Here is a 20,682-nt window from a genome sequence, read left to right as displayed (position 1 = left end):
ATGCCGGCCAAAGGACAATGCGCTTTGCGCGCCTGACCAGCCTGTTCGTGTATTTGCGCACGATGGGCCTGTTCGTCCTTGCCTGGTATGTCGGCTCGTTCTTCGTGCCTTCGAAGCTGCTCTTGCCGTCGCCGGTCGCGGTTGCGCTTGCGCTGCGCGATACGGCCCTCAACGGCGAACTGCTCGGCAATGCAGGGATCAGTCTGGCCCGTCTGCTGGTAAGCGTCGCGGCTGCCGCGGCGGTGGCGGTGCCGCTCGGGCTGCTGATGGGCCGCAGCCGGCTCTGGAACGATCTGCTCGAACTGCCGGTGGAGATCCTGCGGCCGATAGCCGGCATCGCATGGATACCGCTTGCGCTATACATGTTCGGCATCGGCCATCGGCTGCCGCTGTTCATCATGTTCTATACCGCCTTCTTCCCGCTGCTGATCGGCACCGCCGCGGGCGCCGCCGCCGTCGACAGGCGGCTCGTCGCGGCGGCCAGCACGATGGGCCTGTCTGGGCGGGCGATCATGCGGCGCGTCATCGTTCCGGCGGCGCTGCCGGCGATCCTGGTCTCGGCACGGCTTGCGGTGGCGGCCTCGTGGACCGCCGTCGTCGCTGCCGAACTGGTAGGAGCGCCGAACGGCCTCGGCTACGCCATCGAATACTACCGCAGCATGCTGTCGACGCCGACGGTGATGGCTTTCATCGTCGCCATCGGCCTGCTCGGCTTCCTGACGGACAAGGGGTTGCGCTGGCTCTCTGATGTCTTGACTCCGTGGGCGCGGACGGAGGTGGCGCGATGAACAGGTTTGCGCTTCGCCTCATCGTTCCCGTGCTGCTGCTGGTCGTCTGGGAAGCTCTCGCGTCCGGCTCCGCCCAGGCGCCACGCCCCAGCACGGTGGCCGAAACGGCCATTTCCATGCTGCGCGACGGCGATCTGGCGGCCGGTCTCGCCACCAGCCTCGGACGGGTCTTCGCCGGCTTCGCGGCGGCGGCCCTGTTGGCGATCCCGCTTGGCATCGCCATGGGCAGCATGCCGGCCGTCGAGCGCAATCTCGATCCGCTGGTCGAGACCTTCCGGCCGATAGCGGCACTTGCCATCCTGCCCCTGGTTATCCTCTGGTTGGGCTCGGGCTCCGGGGCAGCTGTCGCCATCGTTGCCTATGCCGCCTTCTTCCCGATCCTGATCAACACCATCTCGGGCGTGAAGCGTATCGAGCCCAGTCTGATGCGCGCCGCGCTGACCATGGGGCTGGCGCCGCTGACGCGGATGCGGGTGGTGCTGCTGCCGGCCGCCTTGCCGTCCATTCTGGTCGGCATGCGCATCGGCCTCGGCATCGCCTGGACGGCAATCATTGCCGCCGAGCTCGCGGTCGGCGCCAAGTCCGGCAGCAGCGGCGGCATCGGCCAGATGATGTTCGTCTTCTACGCCTACTCGATCAATCTCAACGGCATGGTGGTCTGCATGATCGCGGTCGGCATCGTGGCCTTCGCGCTCGACCGCATCCTGCGTGCCGCACTCGCCTTCGCCGTGCCGTGGAGCCAGCCATGAGCGATGCCAAGATACGCCTCGACGGCGTCAGCAAGTCCTTCGGGGAATCTGCCTCAGTGGTGGCGGTCGACAGCCTGTCGCTGGACATCAAGGCCGGCGAGTTCATGGCCATCGTCGGCCCGTCCGGTTGCGGCAAGACGACCGTTCTCAACATGCTCGCCGGCCTCGACAGGCCAACGTCGGGCACGATGAGCCTGAACGGCAGGCCGATCGAAGGACCGGGGGCCGAACGCGGCGTGATGTTCCAGGACTATGCCCTGTTTCCCTGGCGCACCGTGCGCGGCAATGTCGAGTTCGGATTGATCTATGGGCCGGCCGGGGCGAGGCTTTCGCCCGCGCAGCGTGCCGACCGCGTCAGCCGTACCGTCGAAATGGTCGGCCTGACCGGCTCCGAGGACAAGTACCCGCACCAGCTATCGGGCGGCATGCGCCAGCGCGTGGCACTGGCGCGCCTGATGGCGAACGAGCCGGAAATCCTGCTGATGGACGAGCCGCTAGCGGCGCTGGACGCGCAGACCCGCGTCATCCTGCAAGACGAATTGCTGCGCATCTGGGGGCAGGACCGCCCCGCTGCCGAGCGGCGGACGGTCGTCTTCATCACGCACGCCATAGACGAGGCGGTGTTCCTGGCCGACCGGGTCGCGGTGCTAAGCAGCCATCCGGGCCGCCTGAAGCAGGTCATCGACATCGACCTGCCCAGGCCACGCGGCGACGAGACGCGGCGCTCCGGCGATTTCGCCAGGCTCAGCCAATCGATCTGGGAACTGATCCGCGAAGAGGCTTACCGCGCAACGATGAACTGAAACGACAACAGGGAGAGGATTGTCATGAGGAAACTTCTGGAAACCGCATTCAACCGACGCGCAGTCCTGAGTGGTGCCGCGGCTGCCGCGCTGGCCATGCCATCGATCGTGCGGGCGCAGGACCGCAAGCCGGCCAAGGTCTCAATCGGCCGCCAGCCCTACGCGGCTGGCAACTCGCCGCTGACGCAACGCATGATCAACGAAAAGCTGCTCGAGAAGGCGGCCGCCGAACTCGGCTACGACCTGACAGTCGACTGGCGCGACTATCCTTCCGCGCTGCCGATGGTGGAGGCTTTCGTCTCCGGCGATCTCGACATCGGCATGTGGGGCAACACCCCGATCGTGCGGCTGCTTTCGCAGGCGCAGCCGATCAACATTCTCACCGTCGGTGAGGGCCACATGCGCATGGTGCTGGCGACCCGCAAGGGCTCCGCCATCAAGAACATCGGCGACCTCAAGGGCAAGACCGTCGGCGCGCTTGTCGGCGGCGACCCCTACAACGCGCTCTCGCAAATGCTGCTGCAGGAACTGGGCGACGCCGACCCGCGCGCCTTCGGCATCAACATCGTCAACACGCCGACCCAGGCCGTTGCCGCGTCCCTCCCGGAGGGCATGGACGCGTCGGTGGTGATCTACCCGGCCTTCCTCAAGGCGAATGCCGAAACCGGCCTCACCGGGATCATGAATTCGTTCGGCTATACCGAGGCCGGCTACAGCGGACCCGCGGGCGAGGGCGAAGGCCACATGCTGCCCGGCGTCAAGAAGTCGAAATTCTACCCCGACGGCTACTATTTGCACCGTTCCTTCTGGATCTGCAGCGACCGCATCGTCGGCGACGATGCCGCGCTCGGCCAGGCCTTCCTGACGGCCGCGCAACGCGCGCTTGCCGATCTCCAGAAGATCGACCCGCGGGAGATCTCGCAGTCGGTTGTCAAATATTGGGGGCTCGATCCTGCGCTGGGCGCCAAGGTCATCGGCGACGAGGTGCTTTTCCAGCGCGGCTGGATCTGGCCGACCGAAGGCGATGCGGCGGCAATCAGCCAAATCTCCCAGTTCATGGTTGCCGGCAAGATGATTCCTGAGGCGCTGAGCTGGGACCAGGTCAAGGCCGCCTTCGGCAAGGCGGCGCCGCTGCTTCAGAAAGCGTATGAGGGCACGGGCAAGGTGCCGGACGAAAGCGGCTTCACCGACAAGAATGCCAAGGATCTGCGTGGCCTGCCGGCATGGCAGCTCGACCAGTGGAAAGTGCCGTCCTGAGGAGTTCGGGCGGCACGCGCATTCGCAGCAGAGTCATTCAGGGAAGGAAGTTGATCCATGACGTCAGTCGGTTTTGTCGGACTTGGAACCATGGGCGCACCCATGGCCCGCAACGTGCTCAAGGCAGGACATGCGCTGACGGTCTTCGACCTCAACCCCGTGGCGGTGAAAAAACTCGTCGAGGCCGGCGCTCGGGCGGCGGCGTCGCCGCGCGAGGTTGCGCAGCAATCGGAAATCGTCATCACCATGCTGCCGGATGCGCCTGATGTGGAGGCGGCCGTGCTCGGTGCCGACGGCATCGGCCATGGCCTCAGGGCCGGCAGCCTCTATATCGACATGAGCACGATCGACCCGCAGACCACCCAGCGCATCGGCGCATGGCTGGCGCAACGCGGCGTCGACATGATCGACAGCCCGGTCGGCAAGACGGTAGAGCACGCCATCGCCGGAACCTCGACGCTTATGATCGGCGGCGATGCCGCCGTGCTGGAGCGCGCGCGCCCGATCCTGTCGAGCATGGGGGCCGACCTCATCCATTGTGGCGGGCTCGGCATGGGGCAGGCAATGAAGCTCACCAACAACCTGCTCGCCAGCGTGCTGATCACGGCCAGCTCCGAGGCGCTGGTCGCCGGCGCCAAGGCGGGCCTGACGCTCGACACCATGATCAGCGTGCTGAAGACGACGATGGCCTGGAACCAGCAATTGGCGGTGGCGATGCACAACCGCGCGCTCAAGGGCGACTTCGAACCAGGCTTCATGGTCAAGCTTGCCCACAAGGATTGCCGGCTTGCCCTGGCGATGAACGACGCGCTCGGCGTCGAGACGCCGGTCGGGGGCGCCACGCTCGCCGTGCTCAGGGAGGCGATGGATGCTGGCATGGCGGGCAAGGATGTCGGCGCCGTGCTGAAGCTGCGCGAAGACGCGACCGGCGTCCAGGTCCGGCTTGCCGGCGCATGACCAAGCCTGGAGCCATAGTGCTGCACGCTGACGACGACGTGGCTGTCCTCGTGGAACCGGTCGAGGCAGGCGCCGAAGTGACGACGCGAGGCGCCCGCGAGGGGGTTGTCCTCAAGGCCGGCGCCGCGTTGCAAGCCGGTCATAAGCTGGCGTTGCACGACCTGGCCGCCGGCTCCACCATACGCAAATACGGCGAGGCGATCGGCCGCCTGACGGCTGCCGTGGCGGCCGGCGACCACGTCCACGTGCACAATCTGCAAAGCCTGCGCGGACGCTGACGCCGGGTCAGCACCCGAACAGGGCCAGACCTTATCGATCGACTATGGCCACGCCGTCCTCGCGGTTGCCTCCCGGCCGGTTCACTGCCACATATTGCAACATCATTCGTTCGATATGAGGTTCTTCATGTCCCCCGACAGCCGTCTGCCGGCACGTGCCCTTGCTCCTCGCCGCCATGACGAGATCCTGAGGCGCCTGGGTGCCCAGGGCTCGGTCAGCGTCGCCGAACTGGCCGGTTTCTTCGACGTCTCGCGCGAGACCATCCGCCGCGACCTGAAGCTGCTTTCTGACCAGGGACGGCTCGGCATCGTGCACGGCGGCGCCGCTCGCTTCGAGCCGAGCGAGCCGGCAATGGGCCTGCGCAGCCGGGAGAATGCGCCTGGCAAGGCGGCCATCGGCAGGGCGGCGGCCGGCCTCGTTAGCAGCGGTATGGTGGTCTTCCTCGATTCCGGCACCACCACCTTGGCCGTCGCGCAGGCCATGAATGATCTGCGCGATCTCACCATATGCACGGCCAGCCTGAAGATTGCACTGCATCTGTGCCATGTGCCCGGCATGCGTGTGCACATACTGGGCGGTGAAGTCGACCCGGGCGAGGAGGCCGCTTCCGGCATCGATGCGCTGGATGCAATGGCGCGCTTTCGCGTCGACATCGCCTTTCTCGGCGGCGGCGCGCTATCGCCGGATGGCGAAGTGACCGATTTCACCAGGGCCGGCGCCGAGCAGCGCGGCCGCATGATCGCGCTCGCCGGCAAGACCTATTTCGTCCTCGACAGCAGCAAGTTCGGCAAGCTGACGCCGCTGAGGATTCCGAACTTCGACCGCACCGCCGGCGTTATCGTCGACGCCCGGCCGCAACCTGCGCTTGCCGACGCGCTTTTACAAAAAGGGCCGGAACTGATCATCGCATCTTGATGTGATATTTTGTGGCTTTTTGACTTGATATTTGACTTTCCTGTGTTAGCTTGCCGACCATCCCTCAAGATGGCGGAACCCTCATGGCACATGAATTTCCAACGCAGGCACGCGTCGTGATCGTCGGCGGCGGCATCATCGGCTGCTCCGTCGCCTATCACCTGACGAAGCTCGGCTGGGCCGACGTTGTCCTTCTCGAGCAGGGTCAGCTCAGCGGCGGCACCACCTGGCATGCGGCGGGTCTGGTCGGGCAATTGCGCAGCCATTCCAACATGACCAGCCTGATCAGGTACTCCACTCAGCTCTATGGCGAACTGGAGGCCGAGACCGGTCTCGCGACCGGCTGGAAGAATTGCGGCTCGCTGTCGGTGGCGCGCACCGCCGACCGCATGACGGTGCTGAAGCGTACGGCTGCGTCGGCGCGCGCCCAAGGCGTTGAGATCGACGTCATCTCGCCGAGCGAAGCCGGCGATCTGTGGCCGGTCATGGTGACGGACGATCTGGTCGGCGCGGTCTGGCTGCCTGGCGACGGCAAGGCCAATCCGACCGATCTCACGCAATCGCTCGCCAAGGGCGCGCGCAATCGCGGCGCGAGGATATTCGAGCGGGTAAAGGTCACCGGCATCATGGTGAGAAACGGCGTCGCCTGCGGTGTCGAGACCGACCGCGGCGACATCGCCGCCGAGATCGTCGTCAACTGCGCCGGCCAGTGGGCGCGTAAGGTCGGGCTGATGTGCGGCGTCTCGGTGCCGCTGCATTCGGCCGAGCACATGTACATCGTCACGGGCCGGATCGAGGGTGTGCATCCGGACCTGCCCGTCATGCGCGATCCGGACGGCTTCGTCTATTTCAAGGAAGAGGTCGGCGGGCTGGTCATGGGCGGCTTCGAACCGCATGCCAAGCCGTGGGGCATGAACGGCATCCCCGAGAATTTCGAGTTCGCGCTGCTGCCGGACGATTGGGATCAGTTCGAGATTCTGATGGAAAACGCGCTGGTGCGCGTGCCGCAACTGGCGCAAGCCGAGGTCAAGAAGTTCTACAACGGTCCCGAAAGCTTTACGCCCGACAACAATTTTCTCCTCGGCGAGGCGCCGGAGCTGAAGAATTTCTATGTTGGCGCCGGCTTTAACTCGATGGGCATCGCCAGCGCCGGCGGTGCCGGCAAGGCGCTGGCCGAGTGGATCGTCAACGGCGCGCCGACCATGGATTTGTGGCCTGTCGATATCAGGCGCTTCGCCGCCTTCAACAACAATCCGCGCTGGCTGCATGATCGCGTCAAGGAGACGCTCGGTTTGCATTACGCCATGCCGTGGCCGAACCGCGAGCTGGACACCGCCCGACCCTTCCGCCGCTCGCCGCTCTACGACCGGCTGGCCGCCAGGGGCGCCTGCTTCGGTTCCAAGATGGGCTGGGAGCGCGCCAACTGGTTCGCGGCCCCGGGAGAGAGGGCCGGGAACGATTATGCCTTCGGCCGCCAGAACTGGCATGAGGCAGTCAAGCGCGAAATGAAGGCGACGCGCGAGGCTGTTGCCGTATTCGACCAGACCTCTTTCGCCAAGCTTCTCGTGCAGGGCCGCGACGCCTGTGCCCTGCTCAACCGCATCTGCGCCGGCAATGTCGATGTACCGGTCGGTACATCCGTTTACACGGGCGTGCTCAACGCGCGCGGCGGGTACGAAAGCGATCTCACCGTAATGCGACTTGGTGCGCAAAAATTCCTCATCGTCACCGGTTCGGCGCAAGCGGTCCACGACGCCGACTGGATCGCCAGGAACATCCCACCGGACGCACATGCCATCGTGACCGACGTCACCTCGTCCTACGCGGTGCTGGCGCTGATGGGGCCGCGCTCGCGCGATCTCCTGGGCAAATTGTCGTCGGCCGATCTTTCCAACGCCGGCTTCCCCTTCGCCACCATCCGCGAGATCGATATCGGCGACGCTACCGCCTACGCCAACCGCATGACCTATGTCGGCGAGCTCGGCTGGGAGCTGATCGTGCCGACGGAATTCGCCGTCGGCGTCTACGAGGCGCTGCACGAGGCTGGCGGCGAATTCGGCCTCCTGGACGCCGGCTACTACGCGCTTGATGCCTTGCGCATCGAAAAGGGTTTTCGCGCCTGGGGCCGTGAGTTGACGCCTGACATTACCCCCTGGCAGGCGGGGCTTGGCTTCGCCGTCGCCATGGACAAATCGGGTGGCTTCATCGGCCGTGACGCGCTGGTCGAGGCCAAGCCGTCGACGGCGCCAGCAAAACGCATCGTACTGTTCACGCTCGACCATGCCGAGCCGATGCTGTGGGGCGGCGAGCTGATCCTGCGCGACGGCAAGCCCGTCGGCGAGGTCCGCTCGGCCGCCTACGGTCACACGCTTGGCCGCTCGGTGGCGCTCGGGCTGATCGAGAACGAGACGGGCGTCGACGCTGCGTTTCTGGCTAGCGGCCGTTTCGAGATCGATCTTGCCGGCGTTCGCCACGCGGCCACGGCACATTTGCGCACCCCTTACGATCCGAAGTCGGAACGGGTGAAAGCGGATGTGGAGGAGATCAGGGCCGCCGCCTAATCCGCCGACATCGAACGCGCCATGTCGAGGAAGGCGCGCACCAGCTTGCCGCCGCTGCGTTCGCGCAGGCAGATCAGCGCTTCGTCCATCAACGTCTCAGGCGCGTCGAGCGCGATCGCTACCAGCCGCGAATCCTGGCCGAATTCGGCCGCCGAGACAAAGCCGATGCCGGCACCCGAGGCGACGATCTCGCGGACGGCTTCACGGCCTTCCGCCTCGATCACCGGCCTGAGTTCGACCTTCGATGCCGCGGCCAGATCCTCGAGCTTCTGGCGCGTCTTGGAGCCGCGCTCCCGCATGACCAGCGATTCCTGCGCGAGTTGCTTGAGGCTCAATGATTTCTTGCCCGACAGCGGATGATCGACGGACGCAAAAGCGATGATCGGCGTCGAATTGAGTTTCAGCACCTCGAAGTCGCGTCCGGTCGGCACCTCGCCCAGCACGCCGATGTCGGCATCATAGCTGTAGAGGCTGCTGATTACCGTCTCGGTGTTGCCGGCGCGCAGCGAAACCTGGACGCCGGGATAGCGCGCGCGAAAACTGCCGAGGATGTGAAGCAGATGATGCGCGGCGTCGGCGACGATGCGCAGCGTGCCGGAGCGCAGGGCGCGCGATTCCGTCAGAAGCTCGAGCGCCTGCTGCTCGGTGTCGAACATGCGGTGGGTAATTTCGAGCAGCTTCTGGCCCGAATGGGTCAGCGTGACCTGCTTCTTGTTCCGGTTGAACAGCAGCACGTCATATTCTTCCTCGAGCTTGCGCACCTGGTCCGAAATTGCTGGCTGCGTCAGGAACAGCGCTTCCGCGGCACGTGAAAACCCGCCTGATATCGCCACCTGGTGAAAGGCTCGCAATTGAACGTAGCGCATGTTCTCAGCTTTCTAGATCCGAGTTCCGGCCGCCACCCTATCATAAGCCTCGCAGGCAAAAAGGCATGAAGGAACGATTCTTCTTATATCTGGGGATGATCGCCCACGGTCACGCACACGTCATGGATACCACGCAGGCTGCGCTCGGCTGGAGGCGCGATTATCCCGCCGGGCAATAATTCGACTGCAAGCCAGATCATCGGGTGAGCTTATACATCAATACAAAATAACGATTTTACAAATACGTCGTTCCAGCCAAGAATGGCCCCACATAAAAAGCAGCGGAGGACACTATGCTCGCCGAGACGAAATTTGCCGCGGAGCCGTTGGCCGGTCCGGCGCTGGGCGAGCCATACCTGCTGACGCCCGGGCCGCTCACCACCTCCTATCCGGTCAAGCAGGCGATGCTGCGCGACTGGGGATCCTGGGACGGCGATTTCCGCGCCATGACGTCAGACCTGCGCCGCCGCCTGCTGGCGCTGACCGGCGATGCGAAAGGCGAATTCGACTGTGTGCCGATGCAAGGCAGCGGCTCCTTCTGCGTCGAGGCGATGCTGGGTTCGTTCGTGCCGAAGGACGGCAAGGTTCTGGTCCTGGCCAATGGCGCCTACGGCCTGCGCGCGGCCCAGACCATGCAGTATCTCGGCCGCGCCTATACGCTGATCGACAAGGGCGACTACCTGCCGCCGCGCGGCGACGAGGTGGCCGCCGCCCTCGAGGCCGATCCTGCCATCACGCATGTGATCGCCATCCATTGCGAGACCAGTTCCGGCATCCTCAACCCCGTCGCCGAGATTGCCGAAGCCGTCCATGCCAAGGGCCGCAAGCTGCTGGTCGATTCCATGAGCGCCTTCGGCGCCATCGCGCTCGACGTGAACGAGATCCGCTACGAGGCGATGGTCTCGTCCGCCAACAAGTGCATCGAGGGCGTGCCGGGCTTCGGCTTCATCATCGCCCGCAAGAGCGAATTGGAAGCCGCCAAGAGCCGCAGCCATTCGCTGTCGCTCGACGTCCATGCGCAGTGGGCGCATATGAACAAGACCGGGCAGTGGCGCTACACTCCGCCGACCCATGTCGTCGCCGCCTTCCTTGAAGCGCTTCGCCAGCACGAGGCCGAGGGCGGTGTTGCCGGCCGCGGCGCCCGCTACACCAGGAACCGCGACGTGATGGTGGCCGGCATGCGCGAGCTCGGCTTCGAGACTTTGCTCAGGGATCGCTGGCTGTCGCCGATCATCGTCACCTTCTTCAACCCGGCCCACGCCAACTTCGCCTTCGACCGCTTCTACGAGCTGATGAAGGACAAGGGCTTCATCATCTATCCGGGCAAGCTGACCGTCGTCGATAGCTTCCGTATCGGCTGCATCGGCCAGATGGACGAACATGTCATGCGCCGCGTCGTAGAGGCGGCGGCGCAGTCGCTGAAGGAGATGAACGTCGACACCGCCGCTCCTCCCGCCGCGGCAATCGCCGAGCGCGCCAAACTCGCCGCCTGAAGCGGCAGAATTTTTGAGGATTTCGATGAACCAGATGTCTCCCATCAACGTCGCGGTCAACGGCCGCACCTACGCCTGGCCACGTGTGCCGGCCATCGCCATCTGCCTCGATGGCTGCGAGCCGGCCTATCTCGACGAAGCCATCAAGGCCGGGCTGATGCCGGCGCTGGAGAAGGTCAAGCAGAAAGGCACGGTGCGTTTTGCGCATTCTGTCATTCCGAGCTTCACCAACCCCAACAATCTGTCGATCGCCACAGGCCGCCCGCCGTCGGTGCACGGCATTTGCGGCAACTACCTCTACGAGCGCGAAACCGGCAAGGAAGTGATGATGAACGACCCGCGCTTCCTGCGCGCGCCCACCATTTTTCAAGCCTTCTACGACGCCGGCGCCAAGGTCGCCGTGGTCACCGCCAAGGACAAATTGCGTGCACTGCTCGGCAAGGGCCTCGCCTTCGACGACGGCCGCGCGCTGTGCTTCTCGGCGGAAAAATCCGACACCACCACCAAGGCCGAGCACGGCATCGACAATGCCTCGAAGCATTTTGGACTGCCGGTACCGGAAGTCTATTCGGCCGAACTGTCGGAATTCGTCTTCGCCGCCGGCGTCCAGCTGCTGAAGGAATTCCGCCCCGACATCATGTATCTGACCACCACCGACTATGTGCAGCACAAATACGCACCCGGCGTGCCGCAGGCCAACGCCTTCTACGAGATGTTCGACAAGTACCTGGCCGAGCTTGATGCGCTGGGCGCGGCAATCGTGGTGACCGCCGACCACGGCATGAAGCCCAAGCACAAGCAGGATGGTTCGCCTGACGTCGTCTATGTCCAGGACCTGCTCGACGAATGGCTGGGCAAGGATGCCGCGCGCGTCATCCTGCCGATCACAGATCCCTATGTCGTGCATCACGGCGCGCTCGGCTCGTTCGCCACCGCCTACCTTCCTGACGGCGCCGATCAGGCCGACATCATGGCGCGGCTGGCGAAGATCGACGGCATCATGTTGGTTGTCGACAGCCCGACCGCCTGCGAGCGTTTCGAACTGCCGGCCGACCGCATCGGCGACATCGTGCTGATCTCGACGCAGAACAAGACGATCGGCACCTCGGAACACCGCCACGACCTGGCAGCCCTCAACGAGCCGCTGCGCTCGCATGGCGGGCTGACCGAGCAGGAGGTGCCGTTCATCGTCAACCGCGTGCTGCCCGATTTGCCTGATGAGCCCGTGCTGAGGAACTTCGACGCGTTCTACTACGCGACGATGGCGGCCGCGCAGGCTTGATATCGAGCGTGATTGTCGACCCCCACTCCGCCGAGCTTCGCTCGGCACCTCTCCCCCGATCGACGGGGGAGAGGAAAGGCGCCAGGGCTAGCGGCGGCTTAGCCCGGAAACGTGGTGGCGCCGACCTCACCTGATTTCCTCTCCCCCGTCGATCGGGGGAGAGGTGGCCCGAAGGGCCGGAGTGGGGGTCGACAATCCGTTGCACCACTTTCTCCTTCGAATTGCTGGAACGGAACCGATGACCAAGCTCGATACTTCGATCAAAGTCCGCCACGAACCGATGCGCATAGCTGGTCGCAAGGTCGACGCCGACGGCGTCGTTCCTGTCCACTACCCCTATACCAATGCGGTTATCGGCACCGTGCCCGCCGGCCGCGCCGAGCATGCCCGCCAGGCCTTCGAGATCGCCGCCGGCTACAGGTCGAAGCTGACGCGCTACGAGCGTCAGCAGATCCTGTTCCGCACGGCGGAAAAACTGGCGTCGCGCCGGGAAGAAATATCTGATCTCATTACGCTCGAGCTCGGCATCTCCAAGACGGATTCGCTCTATGAGGTCGGCCGCGCCTATGACGTGTTCACATTGTCGGCGCAGATGTGCATCCAGGATGACGGCCAGATCTTCTCCTGCGATCTCACCCCGCACGGCAAGGCGCGCAAGATCTTCACCACGCGCGAGCCGCTGAAGGCGATCTCGGCGATCACCCCGTTCAACCATCCGCTCAACATGGTCTCGCACAAGGTGGCGCCGGCGATCGCCACCAACAATTGCGTGGTGGTCAAACCGACCGAACTGACGCCGATGACGGCGCTGCTTTTGGCCGACATCCTCTACGAAGCCGGCCTGCCGCCGGAAATGCTCTCGGTGGTGACCGGCTGGCCGGCCGACATTGGCAACGAGATGATCACCAACGACAACATCGACCTGGTCACCTTTACCGGCGGCGTGCCGGTCGGCAAGATGATCGCCCGCACAGCCGGCTACAAGCGCCAGGTGCTGGAGCTCGGCGGCAACGATCCGCTGATCATCCTCAACGATCTCTCGGACGACGATCTGGCCAGGGCCGCCGATCTCGCCGTCGCCGGCGCCACGAAGAACTCCGGCCAGCGCTGCACGGCGGTCAAGCGCATCCTCGTCCAGGAAAGCATCGCCGACCGCTTCGTGCCGCTGGTGCTGGAGCGGGCCAGAAAGATCCGCTTCGGCGACCCGATGGACCGTACGACCGATCTCGGCACCGTCGTGCACGAGAAGGCGGCGGCACTCTTCGAAGCTCGTGTCCACATGGCCGCCGGGCAGGGCGCCGAAATCCTCTACAATCCGGGCCGGCAAGGCGCGCTGCTGCCGCCGATCGTCGTCGATCGCGTGCCGCACACATCCGAACTGGTGATGGAAGAGACGTTTGGGCCGATCATCCCGATCGTGCGCGCACCGGACGATGACGAGGCGCTGATCAGGCTGTCCAACTCGACCGCCTTCGGCTTGTCCTCGGGCGTCTGCACCAACTCGTTCCCCCGCATGCAGAAATACATTGCCGGCCTTCAGGTCGGCACCGTCAACATCTGGGAAGTGCCGGGCTATCGCATCGAGATGTCGCCCTTCGGCGGCATCAAGGACAGTGGCAATGGCTACAAGGAAGGCGTCATCGAGGCGATGAAGAGCTACACCAATGTGAAGACGTTTTCGCTGCCCTGGTCCTGACCGGACCACTCGGCTGACAGAACAACAGAGAGGGAGCGTTCCACGCTCCCTCATTCGCGTTTCGGAGAGGGTTATGGTCGCGATCAAAGAGCTTGTGCATACCGAGGGTGATTCCAACACCACGGCGGCCCGCAGCCGCTGGGATTCCGGCCAGGACGATCCGCGCATCCGCGGACTGCTTGACCGCGACGCTTCGGCCTTCATGCACCAGAGCCTGTCCAGCCCCTGTCTTTCGACGATCGCCAAGGCCGAAGGCATCTGGATCGAGGACACCGCCGGCCGCCGTTTCATGGATTTCCACGGCAACAGCGTGCACCATCTCGGCTATGGCCATCCGAAGCTGGTCGCCGCGATCAAGAAACAGCTCGACGATCTCTGTTTTGCGCCGCGCCGCTTCACCTGCGAACCCGCTGTCGAACTGGCCGAGAAATTGGCCGAGCTGGCGCCCGGCGATCTCGGCAAGGTGCTGTTCACGACAGGCGGTTCCGACGCCATCGAGGTGGCGCTGAAGATCGCGCGCGCCGCGACCGGTCGCTTCAAGACGGTTTCGTTCTGGGATGCCTTTCATGGCGCCGGCTTCGGTGCCGCAAGCGTCGGCGGCGAAGCGACCTTCCGTTCCCATATCGCCGGCCCGATGATGACCGGCACCGAACATGTCGCGCCTTGGGACGGCTACCGCTGTCCTTACGGCCACGGCACCCTGGAAGCCTCCGGGCTCGCCTGCGCCAACATGATCGCCTATGTGCTCGGTCGCGAACAGGATGTGGCCGCGGTCGTCGCCGAGCCGATGCGGGCAACGCCCAACCCGCCGCCGCCCGGTTTCTGGAATCGGGTGCGCGAGGCCTGCGACCGGCACGGCACGCTGCTGATCTTCGACGAGATCCCGACCGGCCTTGGCAAGACCGGAAAATTCTTCGCCCATGAGCATGACGGCGTGACGCCGGACATAGTCGTTCTCGGCAAGTCGCTCGGCGGCGGCATCCTGCCGATCGCCGCTGTCATCGCCCGCCGCGATCTCGACGTCACCGGCGGTTTTGCCATCGGTCACTACACCCACGAGAAGAACCCGGTGACGACGCGCGCGGCGCTGACGACGATCGATATCATCCTGGAGGAAGGACTGGTCGAGCGTGCGGCCGAGCTTGGCCGGCATATGCTGGGACGCATGCAGGATCTGATGGGGCGCTCGCCTCATATCGGAGATGTCAGGGGCAGGGGATTGATGGTCGGCGTCGAACTCGTCGAGGACCGTACCTCGCGCCAGCCCGCGCGCGATCTTGCCGAACGCGTCTTCTATGCCTGCCTGGAACGGGGGCTGAGCTTCAAGGTCAGCCACGGCAACGTGCTGACGCTGTCGCCGCCGCTGGTGATTTCGAAAGCCGATCTCGACCGTGCGCTCGATATCGTCGAACGCGCCGTGCTGACGGCCTTACCGTGAAGGCCGTCCGTACCGACCGCGAGCTCGAATGCCCGGGCATCGATGCCGGCTTGCGGGCAAGGGGTGTCGAGCTGGTGACGCTGCCGGACGGCATTTCCGAGGCGGAGCTCAAAGCCGCGGTCGCCGACGCCGATCTGCTCTTGATGTGCTACACGCCAGTCACTGCGGAGGTGATCGACGCGGCGCCGAGGTTGAAGGGCATCATCAAATATGGCGTCGGTATCGACGCCATCGATATCCCCGCTGCCATGCGGCGCAGTATCCCCGTCGTCAACGTGCCCGAATATGCCGAGGAAACCGTCGCCGAAGGTGCTTTCGCCATGATGGTCGCGCTGGCCAAGCGGCTGCCCGCCATCACCGCGGCGGTATCGCGCGATGGCTGGATCTGGCCCGAGCCGCGCTGGCTGGGACGCGACATTTCAGGCGCCACGCTTGGGATCGTCGGTTGTGGCAAAATTGGCCGCAGCATGGCGCGCATGGCCGGCCAGGGATTTCGTGCGCGGCTTCTTGGCTTCGATCCCGGTGTCGACGCCGAAACGATGCGCGCCGCCGGCATCGAAAAAGCCGACGACCTCCAGGCAATGCTTCGCGCCTGCGACTTCGTCTCAATCCATTGCGTGCTGAACGACAGCACGCGCGGCCTGATCGGCAAGGCTGAACTCGCCTGCCTCAAGCCTTCCGCCATCATCGTCAACGTCTCGCGCGGCGCGCTCATCGACGAGGCGGCCCTTGTCGAGGCGATCGTTTCCGAGCGCATCGGCGGCGCCGGGCTCGACGTCTATTCGGTCGAGCCGCTGGCCAAGTCGGGCCATCCGATGGGCGCGCTTTTCGGCCGCGACGACGTCATCCTGTTCCCGCACCTCACCTTCTTTACGCATCAGGCGATGCGCCGGCTCGAGGACGACACGCTCGCGCGCTGCTTTGAGATTCTCGACGGCCGGCCGGTGATCGTGCGCTCGTCCGACCCGCGGTTGCGGGCGCAGACTTCTGGCGTTTCATTCGTCTGATCATCACCTGCTCAAACGCTTCGACGGCCTGCCCTGAGCAGGCCGAAATATGTTCGCGACATGACTGCGACGGTTCCATGACAACTATCAGATGAAGTTTGCCTGTCATAAAATAAATAGATTTTACTTATCGATTCCCAATCCCCAGAGTTGTCCTAACGACGACGCTGCCGGTACTAATCGAAGCAGAAGCAGAAGCAGAAGCAGAAGCAGAAGCAGCCGGCGCCGTCGCCACAGTGCATCGCAGAATGTGCCATCAATCAAAAAGGGGAACTGGACATGAAATCACGCAACGCAACCACGGTCGCGGCTTTCGCCGCGTTGCTGGCGTCGGCTGCCCTCATCGGACCGGCGATGGCAGATGGCGTCGTCACCATCTACTCCGCCGATGGCCTGCATGACGGCAACGGCAGCTGGTTCGAAACCGAGTTCGCCGCCTTCACCAAGGCCACCGGCATAAAAGTGCAGTATATCGAGGCTGGTTCGGGCGGTGTCGTTGAGCGTGTCGCCAAGGAGAAGTCGAACCCGCAAGCGGACGTGCTGGTGACATTGCCGCCCTTCGTGCAGCGCGCCGCCGCCGGCGGCCTGCTGCAGGATTACAAGCCCGAAGGGGCGGACCAGATCGACGGCGGCACCGACAAATACCGGCCGCTGGTCAACAACTACATGAACTTCATCTACAACAGCGCCGTGCTTTCGGAAGCGCCGAAGAGCTACGACGATCTGCTGGACCCGAAATTCAAGGGCAAGATCCAATACTCGACGCCCGGCCAGGCCGGCGACGGCACCGCTGTCATGCTGCAGATCATCCATGCCTTCGGCGGCGAGGATGCAGGTTTCGAGTTCATGAGGAAATTGCAGGACAACAATGTCGGCCCCTCCGCTTCGACCGGCAAGCTGACGGCGCTGGTCAACAAGGGCGAGCTGCATGTCGCCAACGGCGATTTGCAGATGAACATGTCGCAAATGGCCGACAATCCCAACATCAAGGTGTTCTGGCCGGCGGGGCCTGACGGCGTGCGCTCCACCTTTGCGCTGCCCTATGAGATCGGCCTGGTAACCGGCGCGCCCAATGCCGACAACGGCAAGAAGCTGATCGACTTCCTGCTCTCAAAGGAAGCTCAGTCGAAGGTCAGTTCCGTGGCTCTTGGTCTGCCGGCCCGCAAGGATGTGACGCCGAACGACGCCAATTTCGCGAAGGCGCAAGAGGCGATGAAGGGCCTGACCATCTGGTCGCCGAACTGGGATGACGCTCTGGCCAAGCTGCCTGACTACGTCAAGCGGTGGAACGAAGCGACCGGAAGTTGATCCCTGCCAATCCGGAGGACCATGCCATGTCGGCCGCCGCTTTTACTGGGACCAGTGTCATGGACATCGACGCCGCGAAGGTTCGCGGCGCCGGCTCCAACGTCCATTTCGACAAGGTTGTTGTCGCCTATGGCGCTCACGTCGTCCTGCATCCGCTGACCCTGGATATTGCTCCCGGCGAGATCCTGGCGATGATCGGCCCATCCGGCTCCGGCAAGACCACCGCCTTGCGGGCGGTGGCCGGCTTCGTGCGGCCGAGAAGCGGACGAATCCGCATTGGCGCGACGGATGTGACCGATCTGCCGCCTTATGAGCGCGGGCTCGGCATGGTGGTCCAGAACTACGCGCTGTTTCCGCATATGCGGGTCGAGGACAACGTCGCCTTCGGCCTCAGGGCTCAGGGCGCCGACAAGGCGCTGATCGCCGAGCGGGTCAAGGATGCGCTCGGTACCGTCGGCATGGCTGCCTATGCAGGACGTTATCCGCGCGAGCTTTCCGGCGGCCAGCAGCAGCGTGTCGCGATTGCGCGCGCTCTTGCCGTGCGGCCCCGCGTGCTGCTGCTTGACGAGCCGCTTTCGGCGCTGGACGCACAGATCCGCCGCAATATGGTCGAGGAGATCGCCAGGCTGCACCGCAGCCTGCCGGGCCTGACGATCCTCTATGTCACTCACGACCAGACAGAGGCGCTCACCCTCGCCGACAAGATCGCCATCATGCGCGACGGCTCGGTCTGTTCGCATGGACCGACGACCGAGCTCTACCGCCGTCCGCCCAACCGCTTCACCGCCGAGTTCCTCGGCCGCGCCAATCTACTGCCGGTCACCATTGCCGAGGCTGCCGGCTCCAAGGGTTTTGCCGCGGCAAGGCATGGCGACGCGGTGCTGATGGGCACCGGCCGTGACGAGAAGGTCGGCGACAAGAGCCTGCTTTGTATTAGGCCCCAGCACCTCAGCCTGACGGCCGATGGCGACCATACCAACCGCATTGTCGGCACGCTCCTGGAGGTGCACTGGCAAGGCGAACTCACCCATCTCGTGCTCGATGTCGACGGCACGACGGTGCGCGTCTCGGCGACGAGACTGCCGATGGCCCTGCCGGAACCCGGCGCCAAGGTGCCGCTGTTCTTCGCGCCCACCGACACCTCGCTCGTTCCGGAAGACGCCGGTGTCTGAGGCTGTCGCTATCGCCTCGCCAGCGGTCAGGAGAGAGCCTGGCAGATTCTGGATCGTGCCGCCGGCCGCACTCTTGGCCCTGCTGTTCTTCTATCCGCTGGCGCTCATCGCCCGGCAGGCCTTCCTGGACGACAGCGGCGTTGCCAATGTCGCCGAAGTGATCCGCGTCCTGCATTCGCGCTTCTTCCTCAACGCGCTGATCAACACGGTGACGATTTCGGTTACCGCGACTGCCGGGTGCCTGATCGTCGGTCTCGTGCTGGCACTGATCCTGGCCTTCGTTCCGTTCCCCGGCAGCGGCTTCATCGCCAGGCTGATCGACACCTTCATCGCATTGCCGACCTTCCTGGTGACGCTCGCCTTCACCTTCCTCTACGGCTCCGCAGGCATGCTCAACGCAGGGCTGATGGAGACCTTTTCACTGCCGTCGCCGCCCGTCGATTTTCTCTATTCGAGCTGGGGCGTGGTGCTGGCCGAGGTCACTGTCTACACGCCGTTCATCCTGCGGCCGCTGCTTGCCGCCTTCTCGCTGGTGGACCGCGGCCAGATCGAAGCGGCAAGCGTGCTCGGCGCGCGGTCGTTCCGCATCGTGCGCCAAATCATCCTGCCGGCCGCCATCCCGGCGCTCATTGCCGGCGGGAGCCTCTGCCTGCTGCTCACCGTCAACGAGTTCGGCATCGTGCTGTTCATCGGCGCCAAGGGGGTCATCACGCTGCCGCTGCTGATCTATGGCAAGGCGATCCAGGAATCGGCCTATCAGGTCGCCTGCATCATCGCCCTGATCAACATCGCGCTGTCGCTCGGCCTGTTCGGGCTCTATCGTTTCGCAGCCGGCCGGCTGGGGGTCTAGCCATGCTGGTCTGGTCCCGCTCCGGTCGCCTCGTTCTGTGGCTCCTCTTCGCGCTGATCTTCGGTGTGCTGTTCCTGGCGCCGCTTGCGGTCATTCTCCTGTCCAGCCTTGCCGGCCAGTGGAACGGGGTGCTGCCGAGCAGCCTGACGACGGAACACTACAGCGACGTCTTGCATGGCGCGGCCGGCGATGCGGTCAAGGCGAGCCTTCTCACCGGTTTTGCAGCCAGCGCGCTGGCGCTGGTCAGCGGCACCTGGGCGGCGCTGTCGCTGCGGGTCCAGGGGCATGCGCTGCGGCGCCTGCTCGGCCTGTTGTTCTTCATCCCCAGCGCCGTGCCTTCGGTCTCCGTCGGCCTTGGCCTGCTGGTCGCCTTCAGCCATCCGCCGCTGCTGCTCAACGGTACGATCGCGATCGTCATGATCGCCCATTTCGTGCTGATCTCAGCCTTCACCTTCGGCAATGTGTCGGCCGGACTGGCGCGACTCTCGCCCGATTTCGAGCAGGTGGCATCGAGCCTCGGCGCGCGGCCGGCCTACCGCCTCTGGCACGTCACCTTGCCTCTGCTCGCACCCTATCTGGTCGCGGCGTTCGGGCTCAGCTTCGCACTGTCGATGGGTGAACTCGGCGCCACCGTGATGGTCTATCCGCCGGGTTGGGTGACGCTGCCGGTGTCGATCTTCAGCCTCACCGACCGAGGCGACATCTTTGCGGGAGCAGCGCTCACCATGATCCTGGTGGTGGCGACCCTGGCGCTGCTGCTCGGTCTGGAGCGCATCACCGCCCGCGCCACGGGATCGTAGCGCTGCCTCAGCCGGGTTTGCGTTCGACGATGTAGATGTGATCCGCGGCCAACACCACTTCGTCGCGCTGGTTGATCACCTCGCAGCGTTCGATCACCCGGCCCGCGGCCGGCCGCTTCGGATCGTCCTCCTTGGCCGCGATGGTGGTGCGCGTGCGGATCGTGTCGCCGATGAACACCGGCTTGATGAAACGCAGCCGATCATAGCCATAGGAGAAGGCAACGGGATTGACGACGCTTGCCGTCAGTCCGATGCCGACCGAGAACACCAGCGTGCCGTGCGCGATGCGCTGACCGAACGGCGTCGTCTTCATGAACTCGGCGTCCATGTGGTGTGGGAAGAAATCGCCGGTGTGTCCGGCATGGACGATGAAGTCGGTCTCGGTAATGGTGCGGCCGCTGGTCAGCCGCGAAGAGCCGATCTCGTAGTCCTCGAAATAGGTGATCTGTTCCATGTCCCGC

Annotated in this window: 19 protein-coding genes; 17 read left to right on the top strand and 2 right to left on the bottom strand. The window is 64.6% G+C overall.

Annotation, left to right across the window (positions count from 1 at the left end; all coding sequences use genetic code 11):
- The first annotated feature begins 17 nt into the window (after positions 1 to 17).
- The 8 genes from FJ972_RS24055 to FJ972_RS24020 all read left to right on the top strand — a co-directional run bounded on the left by FJ972_RS24055 (position 18) and on the right by FJ972_RS24020 (position 8,309).
- A complete protein-coding gene (locus FJ972_RS24055; protein ID WP_140497565.1) occupies positions 18 to 788 on the top strand; it encodes an ABC transporter permease in 771 nt (256 codons plus the stop codon).
- The gene (locus FJ972_RS24050) at positions 785 to 1,537 is read left to right on the top strand and encodes an ABC transporter permease (RefSeq protein ID WP_140525090.1); all 753 of its coding nucleotides are present in this window, start codon (positions 785 to 787) and stop codon (positions 1,535 to 1,537) included. The genes FJ972_RS24055 and FJ972_RS24050 overlap by 4 nt, the downstream gene beginning before the upstream one ends.
- Positions 1,534 to 2,340 (top strand): ABC transporter ATP-binding protein, encoded by an 807-nt coding sequence (locus tag FJ972_RS24045; protein ID WP_140514487.1) that lies wholly within the window; start codon positions 1,534 to 1,536, stop codon positions 2,338 to 2,340. Before FJ972_RS24050 ends, FJ972_RS24045 begins: the two co-directional genes overlap by 4 nt.
- A gap of 24 nt (positions 2,341 to 2,364) precedes the next feature.
- Positions 2,365 to 3,597 carry an ABC transporter substrate-binding protein gene (locus tag FJ972_RS24040; protein ID WP_140497572.1) on the top strand — a complete coding sequence of 411 codons (1,233 nt, stop codon included), beginning with the start codon at positions 2,365 to 2,367 and terminating at the stop codon, positions 3,595 to 3,597.
- A gap of 57 nt (positions 3,598 to 3,654) precedes the next feature.
- Positions 3,655 to 4,554, top strand: coding sequence for an NAD(P)-dependent oxidoreductase (locus tag FJ972_RS24035; protein WP_140525089.1), 900 nt, complete (start codon positions 3,655 to 3,657; stop codon positions 4,552 to 4,554).
- Positions 4,551 to 4,832 carry a UxaA family hydrolase gene (locus FJ972_RS24030; RefSeq protein WP_140497576.1) on the top strand — a complete coding sequence of 94 codons (282 nt, stop codon included), beginning with the start codon at positions 4,551 to 4,553 and terminating at the stop codon, positions 4,830 to 4,832. The genes FJ972_RS24035 and FJ972_RS24030 overlap by 4 nt, the downstream gene beginning before the upstream one ends.
- A gap of 127 nt (positions 4,833 to 4,959) precedes the next feature.
- Positions 4,960 to 5,748 carry a DeoR/GlpR family DNA-binding transcription regulator gene (locus FJ972_RS24025; RefSeq protein ID WP_140525088.1) on the top strand — a complete coding sequence of 263 codons (789 nt, stop codon included), beginning with the start codon at positions 4,960 to 4,962 and terminating at the stop codon, positions 5,746 to 5,748.
- Positions 5,749 to 5,831: 83 nt separating this feature from the next.
- The gene (locus tag FJ972_RS24020) at positions 5,832 to 8,309 is read left to right on the top strand and encodes a GcvT family protein (protein WP_140525087.1); all 2,478 of its coding nucleotides are present in this window, start codon (positions 5,832 to 5,834) and stop codon (positions 8,307 to 8,309) included.
- Here FJ972_RS24020 and FJ972_RS24015 read toward each other — a convergent pair.
- A complete protein-coding gene (locus FJ972_RS24015; protein WP_140497582.1) occupies positions 8,306 to 9,175 on the bottom strand; it encodes a LysR substrate-binding domain-containing protein in 870 nt (289 codons plus the stop codon). The genes FJ972_RS24020 and FJ972_RS24015 overlap by 4 nt on opposite strands.
- 293 nt (positions 9,176 to 9,468) lie before the next feature.
- On the opposite strand from FJ972_RS24015, the gene FJ972_RS24010 reads away from it, so the two are divergent.
- The 9 genes from FJ972_RS24010 to FJ972_RS23970 all read left to right on the top strand — a co-directional run bounded on the left by FJ972_RS24010 (position 9,469) and on the right by FJ972_RS23970 (position 20,221).
- On the top strand, positions 9,469 to 10,668 hold the full coding sequence (locus FJ972_RS24010; RefSeq protein WP_140525086.1) for a 2-aminoethylphosphonate--pyruvate transaminase: 1,200 nt from the start codon (positions 9,469 to 9,471) through the stop codon (positions 10,666 to 10,668).
- Positions 10,669 to 10,693: 25 nt separating this feature from the next.
- Positions 10,694 to 11,950, top strand: a complete 1,257-nt coding sequence (gene phnA / locus FJ972_RS24005) for a phosphonoacetate hydrolase (RefSeq protein WP_140525085.1) — start codon at positions 10,694 to 10,696, stop codon at positions 11,948 to 11,950.
- A gap of 238 nt (positions 11,951 to 12,188) precedes the next feature.
- Positions 12,189 to 13,646, top strand: coding sequence for a phosphonoacetaldehyde dehydrogenase (gene phnY / locus FJ972_RS24000; protein WP_140525084.1), 1,458 nt, complete (start codon positions 12,189 to 12,191; stop codon positions 13,644 to 13,646).
- Positions 13,647 to 13,719: 73 nt separating this feature from the next.
- Positions 13,720 to 15,084, top strand: coding sequence for an aspartate aminotransferase family protein (locus FJ972_RS23995; protein ID WP_140514502.1), 1,365 nt, complete (start codon positions 13,720 to 13,722; stop codon positions 15,082 to 15,084).
- Positions 15,081 to 16,091, top strand: coding sequence for a 2-hydroxyacid dehydrogenase (locus FJ972_RS23990; RefSeq protein ID WP_140525083.1), 1,011 nt, complete (start codon positions 15,081 to 15,083; stop codon positions 16,089 to 16,091). The genes FJ972_RS23995 and FJ972_RS23990 overlap by 4 nt, the downstream gene beginning before the upstream one ends.
- Before the next feature lie 279 nt (positions 16,092 to 16,370).
- Positions 16,371 to 17,399: a 2-aminoethylphosphonate ABC transporter substrate-binding protein gene (locus FJ972_RS23985; RefSeq protein WP_140497593.1), complete on the top strand. Its 1,029-nt coding sequence runs from the start codon at positions 16,371 to 16,373 to the stop codon at positions 17,397 to 17,399.
- Between the two features lie 59 nt (positions 17,400 to 17,458).
- Entirely contained in the window at positions 17,459 to 18,571 is a 1,113-nt protein-coding gene (locus FJ972_RS23980) for an ABC transporter ATP-binding protein (protein WP_224680228.1), read from the top strand.
- Positions 18,564 to 19,421 (top strand): 2-aminoethylphosphonate ABC transporter permease subunit, encoded by an 858-nt coding sequence (locus FJ972_RS23975; RefSeq protein ID WP_140497597.1) that lies wholly within the window; start codon positions 18,564 to 18,566, stop codon positions 19,419 to 19,421. The genes FJ972_RS23980 and FJ972_RS23975 overlap by 8 nt, the downstream gene beginning before the upstream one ends.
- Positions 19,422 to 19,423: 2 nt before the next feature.
- Positions 19,424 to 20,221, top strand: a complete 798-nt coding sequence (locus tag FJ972_RS23970) for an ABC transporter permease subunit (RefSeq protein WP_140514512.1) — start codon at positions 19,424 to 19,426, stop codon at positions 20,219 to 20,221.
- A gap of 7 nt (positions 20,222 to 20,228) precedes the next feature.
- Here the strand turns inward: FJ972_RS23970 and FJ972_RS23965 are convergent, their stop codons facing one another.
- A complete protein-coding gene (locus tag FJ972_RS23965; protein ID WP_140525081.1) occupies positions 20,229 to 20,675 on the bottom strand; it encodes a MaoC/PaaZ C-terminal domain-containing protein in 447 nt (148 codons plus the stop codon).
- Positions 20,676 to 20,682: the final 7 nt, after the last annotated feature.

Origin of the sequence: Mesorhizobium sp. B2-1-1 (assembly GCF_006442975.2) — a bacterium.
Lineage (GTDB): Bacteria > Pseudomonadota > Alphaproteobacteria > Rhizobiales > Rhizobiaceae > Mesorhizobium.
The sequence above is the reverse complement of the archived record's forward strand: the minus strand, read 5'-3'. Positions and strand labels throughout refer to the sequence as shown.

Excerpts from the sequence above, each read along its gene's own strand:
- FJ972_RS24025 (WP_140525088.1), top strand. The coding sequence starts at position 4,960 with ATGTCCCCCGACAGCCGTCTGCCGGCACGTGCCCTTGCTCCTCGCCGC.
- FJ972_RS24055 (WP_140497565.1), top strand. The coding sequence starts at position 18 with ATGCGCTTTGCGCGCCTGACCAGCCTGTTCGTGTATTTGCGCACGATG.
- FJ972_RS23980 (WP_224680228.1), top strand. The coding sequence starts at position 17,459 with ATGGACATCGACGCCGCGAAGGTTCGCGGCGCCGGCTCCAACGTCCAT.
- FJ972_RS24035 (WP_140525089.1), top strand. The coding sequence starts at position 3,655 with ATGACGTCAGTCGGTTTTGTCGGACTTGGAACCATGGGCGCACCCATG.
- phnY (WP_140525084.1), top strand. The coding sequence starts at position 12,189 with ATGACCAAGCTCGATACTTCGATCAAAGTCCGCCACGAACCGATGCGC.
- FJ972_RS24020 (WP_140525087.1), top strand. The coding sequence starts at position 5,832 with ATGGCACATGAATTTCCAACGCAGGCACGCGTCGTGATCGTCGGCGGC.
- FJ972_RS24040 (WP_140497572.1), top strand. The coding sequence starts at position 2,365 with ATGAGGAAACTTCTGGAAACCGCATTCAACCGACGCGCAGTCCTGAGT.
- phnA (WP_140525085.1), top strand. The coding sequence starts at position 10,694 with ATGAACCAGATGTCTCCCATCAACGTCGCGGTCAACGGCCGCACCTAC.
- FJ972_RS24015 (WP_140497582.1), bottom strand. The coding sequence starts at position 9,175 with ATGCGCTACGTTCAATTGCGAGCCTTTCACCAGGTGGCGATATCAGGC.
- FJ972_RS23970 (WP_140514512.1), top strand. The coding sequence starts at position 19,424 with ATGCTGGTCTGGTCCCGCTCCGGTCGCCTCGTTCTGTGGCTCCTCTTC.
- FJ972_RS23965 (WP_140525081.1), bottom strand. The coding sequence starts at position 20,675 with ATGGAACAGATCACCTATTTCGAGGACTACGAGATCGGCTCTTCGCGG.
- FJ972_RS24010 (WP_140525086.1), top strand. The coding sequence starts at position 9,469 with ATGCTCGCCGAGACGAAATTTGCCGCGGAGCCGTTGGCCGGTCCGGCG.
- FJ972_RS24050 (WP_140525090.1), top strand. The coding sequence starts at position 785 with ATGAACAGGTTTGCGCTTCGCCTCATCGTTCCCGTGCTGCTGCTGGTC.
- FJ972_RS23995 (WP_140514502.1), top strand. The coding sequence starts at position 13,720 with ATGGTCGCGATCAAAGAGCTTGTGCATACCGAGGGTGATTCCAACACC.
- FJ972_RS23985 (WP_140497593.1), top strand. The coding sequence starts at position 16,371 with ATGAAATCACGCAACGCAACCACGGTCGCGGCTTTCGCCGCGTTGCTG.
- FJ972_RS24030 (WP_140497576.1), top strand. The coding sequence starts at position 4,551 with ATGACCAAGCCTGGAGCCATAGTGCTGCACGCTGACGACGACGTGGCT.
- FJ972_RS24045 (WP_140514487.1), top strand. The coding sequence starts at position 1,534 with ATGAGCGATGCCAAGATACGCCTCGACGGCGTCAGCAAGTCCTTCGGG.